We start from the raw sequence: 4,726 nt of genomic DNA, 5'->3' as shown, positions 1-4,726 counted from the left end.
ACGAAGGTGCTGCTGACCGAAGCCTCCGCGCATCTTCGCCCGAATTCACGAGTCGGTTTAGTCGGGCCGAACGGCGCCGGAAAAACGACGCTCTTTCGCATGGTGCTTGGGGAAGAGTCGCCGGACGAAGGCTCGATCCGCAAGCGCCCTCGGCTTCGGATCGGCTACCTTCCGCAGGAACTCGAAACGATTACCGGGAAGACCGTTCTCGATGCCGCGCATCGCGATGAGTACCCTGAGCACGAAGCGAAGCGTATCTTGATGGGGCTAGGATTTACGGAGATCGATTTTAACCGTCTGGTCGAGAAACTGTCCGGCGGCTACCGGATGCGGGTCGCGTTGGCACATCTGCTCTTATCGAATCCCGATGTGTTGATGCTCGACGAGCCGACCAACCATTTGGATAAACCGACCCAGCGTTGGTTCGAACAATTCTTGCTCCAATCCGGCATGACGCTTCTGATCATCAGCCACGACACCGCCTTTCTGGACCGCGTGGTCACGCATATCTGGGAGCTGCGGCATCACAAAATCGAGGAATACCGCGGCAACTATTCTCTCTTCCGCAAATTAAAAGCGGAACGAGATGCCCAATTGCACGCCTCTGCGGCTCGACAGTCTAAAGAGATTGCCCGCGTTCAGAAGTTCGTCGACCGCTTCCGATATCAAGCCAACAAGGCCAGTCAGGTGCAATCACGCCTCAAACAGCTGGAAAAGGTCAAACGGATTGAAATCCAGCGGGATCCGAAGCGAGTGAAATTCCGGTTTCCACTCCCTTCTACCAGTGGCCGTCAGGTGCTCGACCTGTCCGGGGCGAGCAAACGCTATGGTGAAAAGGTCGTCTATAAGACACTCGATTTTTCCGTGGAGCGCGGCCAACGTGTCGCATTGGTCGGTGAAAACGGAGCGGGAAAAAGCACGCTCCTGAAAATGCTCGCCGGCGTGCTCGCCCTCGATACCGGCACCAGAACTGTGGGGCACGGGGTGAGTGTGCACTACTTCGCCCAGCATCAGGCTGAAACCTTGAACCCCGAGCACTCGGTTCTCGAATCGCTCGAAGAAGCCACCAAACATGCGGAGATGAATTTTCTGCGCGGGATCGCGGGCGCCTTCTTATTTTCAGGCCAGGATCAGAAAAAACCGATCAAGGCTTTGAGCGGCGGTGAGCGGAACCGGGTCGCCTTGGCCCGCATGCTGGTCGAACCGGCTAACACCTTGCTTCTCGACGAGCCGACGAATCATTTGGATCCCACTTCGGTGGATGTGCTCACAGATGCATTGGCCGAATTCCCCGGGACCATCATTTTCATTTCCCATGACCCGACGTTTCTGGCTCGCATCGCCACCCGAGTCGTTGAGATTGAAGAGGGACAAGCCAGGAATTACATCGGCGATTATGAGTATTATTTGTGGAAAAAGGCTCAGGAGTTCGAATCAATCAAGGAAACAAGCGAGGAACTCGAGGGAGCCGCGCAACCTCCGTCTTCCGGTCCCACCCGCGCGATGGCACAGCAAGTTCAGCCAAAAGCTCGAGGAGGAGAGCGGCGCGACTTGACCAAGACTCAGGCGCGATTGGAAAAGCAGGTGGCCCGGGCGGAAGCGGAGATTACCGAGGCGGAGACCAAGATCAAGGCGCGCGAAGCGGAGTTAGCCGATCCGAAACTCTACGCCGAGTTCGACCGGTGGAACCTCCTGCATCAAGAACAGGAGGATTGGAAGCGCGATCTTGAACGACTGACTTCGCGCTGGGAATCACTGTCGGCGGAACTAGAGAATGTGAAGCAACAGTTGGTGTCCATGGGCTAGCGCTATCGATGAACCACTTGACGGCGTTGCGGGCAAGACCGCTAGACGGAGGCTTTGAGCGTTTCTTCCAGGTAGTAGTACAACCAGCGGTTCTTCTCTTTCGTCACCAATTCATCCCAGACGACCCCGATCAGAAACCCTTTCTTTTCCCAGGGCTTGACCCAGGCGACAGTCCCATCGAGCTTTTCCTGCTGTTCGACATGATCGGAGTCGAGGAAGGCGAGCGAAACGGTGACTTTCTCGTTTGATGGGAAGCGATCCTTGGTATGAAGCCCGGCCCCCACCTTGTTCACATTATCCAAGACCGCCGTACAGGCCCGCCCGCCACTTTTTGGCGACACCAACGCGGAGCCGACCAAAGTAGCTCGGACAAATTTCCTCCGCTCACTCAGTGCGGCCATGCCGGCCGACGGTTTTCCTTCCCCTCGCTTCATCGCTCTAAGTATAACCGATTAGACAAGAATGTAAACTAGGATAATTGGCCCTATCCCGTCGGCTTCGGGCGGTAATACCGTCGATCTTTCAGTGCCGGTGGCAGGTGGGTTTGTTCGGTCCGTGCCCGTGGGTCGTCATGGACATAGCGATAGTCCATCCCATAGCCCAGATCCCTCATCAGGGAAGTCGCGGCATTTCGGAGATGGAGCGGAACCGCAAGATTACCGTGGGCTTTCGCATCTTTCAGGGCTTCCACGAGACCGACGTAGGACGCGTTGTCTTTAGGCCGTGATGCCAGGTAGGTGGTGCCTTGAGCCAGATTGATCTGCGCCTCCGGCAGTCCTACGAACTGGACCGCTTGGGCCACGGATGTGGCCATCAGTAGGGCCAACGGGTCCGCATTGCCGATATCCTCAGACGCGAAAATCACCATTCGTCTGGCGATGAATTTCGGGTCTTCTCCGGCATCCAGCATCCGGGCTAGCCAGTAGAGCGCCCCGTTAGCATCGGAATCGCGAAGGCTTTTAATGTAGGCCGAGATGACATTGTAGTGTTCTTCGCCTGTTTTATCGTACCGTAATGCCTTCTTGCCCAACGCCGCTTCCAACATTGCTTCATCTATCACGCGCGCGCCATCAGACCCGGCCGGTGCTTGCGTCACCACGAACTCCAGCGATGTGAGCAACGCCCGCGCATCGCCATTGCCGAACGAGATCAGCCGTTGTCGAGCATCCGGCAAGAAGCGCGCTTTCCATTTTCCCAGCCCATGCTCGACGTCGGTAAGCGCGCGATTCACAATCTCGCCCAACGCCTCGTCGGTAAGCGGCTTGAGGACGACAACCAAAGATCGCGACAGCAGCGGGCTGATGATCTCAAAGGAAGGATTCTCCGTAGTCGCACCGAGCAGAATGACGGTGCCTCGTTCGACATGGGGAAGAAAGGCATCCTGCTGCGCCTTATTGAAACGATGAATCTCATCCACAAAGAGAATGGTCCGCTGACCATTACTCGCCCGGCATTGTTCGGCTCCCTTGATGATCACGCGCAATTCCGGCACGCCGCTGGTCACAGCCGAGAAGGGAACAAACCGGGCCTTGGTATGCCGGGCAATGAGATGGGCCAGAGTTGTCTTCCCCGAACCGGGTGGTCCCCAGAAGATGACGGAAGAAAGCCGGTCGGCCTCAATAGCCTTTCGCAAGGGACAATTCGGGCCGACAATTTCATCTTGCCCGACGAAATCGGCAAATTCCTGTGGACGCATCCGCTCGGCGAGCGGAGCTTCAGCCGTATCTTGAGCGCCTTCGGGGGAGGTGAACAGATCAGGGTCGTGATCGCGAGAGCGGGCCATCGCACTCCTCGAAAATAGCGTAAATTGTATACGCCGCTCCGTCAGATCGCAAACTGCCTCTTGACCGTGCGGACTGCCGATGGTACGAACACTGCGGTTGGAGCACTTCGGAGCAGACCGTGCAAGCTCAGATTAACGGCATCACCCTCGCGTTCAATGATCAGGGAACAGGGCTTCCCATCATCTTTCTCCATGCCTTTCCACTCAACCGAACGATGTGGGCACAGCAGGAGGAAGCGCTTTCATCACAGTTTCGGATCATCACGATTGATCTGCGCGGACATGGTGAATCCGATGCGCCCCTCTGGCACTATTCTCTCGATCAAGCAGCCGATGATGTTCGGGGTGTGCTTGATTACCTGTCGATCAGGCAAGCGGTCTTCGTCGGACTTTCCATGGGAGGGTACATCCTGTTCGCATTCCACCGAAAGTATGCCGAGTATGTTAAAGGACTGGTATTGGCCGACACGAGAGCCCAAGCAGATACCGACGAAGGGAAACGGGCGCGGTTTGAGATGGCTCAGATTGCATATAAACAAGGAGCGAGTGCGATCGCCGACATGATGATTCCCAAGCTGCTGAGCCCCGCGACTATCCGGACGAGACCAGAGCTGGTCCAACGTGTGCGCACGATGATCGAGGGCAATCAAATCAGCGGCATAGCCGGAGACTTAATGGCAATGGCTCAAAGACCCGATTCCATCCCATTCTTAAATCGGATAAGCTGTCCTGCTCAAATCATCGTCGGTGAACTGGATCTCCCCACCCCGGCATCAGACGCCACGCTTATGGCAGACAACATCCCCAATGCCCGCTTGGCCATTATTCCAGACGCAGCCCATCTATCGAACTTGGAACAGCCCTGCCTGTTCAGCGAGACTGTCCGCACTTTTGTCGCGACTGTCTCGAGATAAGCGGGAAAACCGAGAGTGCGATTGTCCGGGACTTAATCTGGATCCCCGGCACTGCCGTGTCGGATCAATTTTAAGAATTCCAGGCGAGTCTGTGATTGGCTGCGAAATGCTCCCAACATGGAGCTGGTGACGGCGATCGTGTTCTGTTTTTCCACTCCGCGCATCATCATGCAGAGATGTCTCGCTTCGACGACGACTCCGACACCGTGCGCGTTCAACTTGT

General features: G+C 56.2%; 5 protein-coding genes. 2 read left to right on the top strand and 3 right to left on the bottom strand.

Going from position 1 to position 4,726, the window contains the following annotated elements; all coding sequences use genetic code 11:
* Positions 1 to 1,806 (top strand): ABC-F family ATP-binding cassette domain-containing protein (locus tag ACOSYY_RS09050; RefSeq protein WP_421661942.1); only part of this gene is annotated, 1,806 nt, incomplete at its 5' end.
* 41 nt (positions 1,807 to 1,847) lie between these two features.
* On the opposite strand, the gene ACOSYY_RS09045 is transcribed toward ACOSYY_RS09050, so the two are convergent.
* On the bottom strand, positions 1,848 to 2,207 hold the full coding sequence (locus ACOSYY_RS09045; protein ID WP_421661941.1) for a PilZ domain-containing protein: 360 nt from the start codon (positions 2,205 to 2,207) through the stop codon (positions 1,848 to 1,850).
* Between the two features lie 83 nt (positions 2,208 to 2,290).
* The gene (locus ACOSYY_RS09040; RefSeq protein WP_421661940.1) at positions 2,291 to 3,589 is read right to left on the bottom strand and encodes a replication-associated recombination protein A; all 1,299 of its coding nucleotides are present in this window, start codon (positions 3,587 to 3,589) and stop codon (positions 2,291 to 2,293) included.
* Between the two features lie 119 nt (positions 3,590 to 3,708).
* Here ACOSYY_RS09040 and ACOSYY_RS09035 point away from each other — a divergent pair, with 119 nt between their 5' ends.
* The gene (locus ACOSYY_RS09035; RefSeq protein WP_421661939.1) at positions 3,709 to 4,503 is read left to right on the top strand and encodes an alpha/beta fold hydrolase; all 795 of its coding nucleotides are present in this window, start codon (positions 3,709 to 3,711) and stop codon (positions 4,501 to 4,503) included.
* Positions 4,504 to 4,535: 32 nt separating this feature from the next.
* On the opposite strand, the gene ACOSYY_RS09030 is transcribed toward ACOSYY_RS09035, so the two are convergent.
* A partial coding sequence (locus tag ACOSYY_RS09030; protein ID WP_421661938.1) for a GTP cyclohydrolase I occupies positions 4,536 to 4,726 on the bottom strand: 191 nt, incomplete at its 5' end.

The sequence above is a fragment of the Nitrospira sp. BLG_2 genome, from assembly GCF_049222245.1.
The sequence above is the reverse complement of the archived record's forward strand: the minus strand, read 5'-3'. Positions and strand labels throughout refer to the sequence as shown.

What these genes read in the sequence shown, in the direction of transcription:
- ACOSYY_RS09045 (WP_421661941.1), bottom strand. Translation starts at nt 2,207, where the DNA reads ATGGCCGCACTGAGTGAGCGGAGGAAATTTGTCCGAGCTACTTTGGTC.
- ACOSYY_RS09040 (WP_421661940.1), bottom strand. Translation starts at nt 3,589, where the DNA reads ATGGCCCGCTCTCGCGATCACGACCCTGATCTGTTCACCTCCCCCGAA.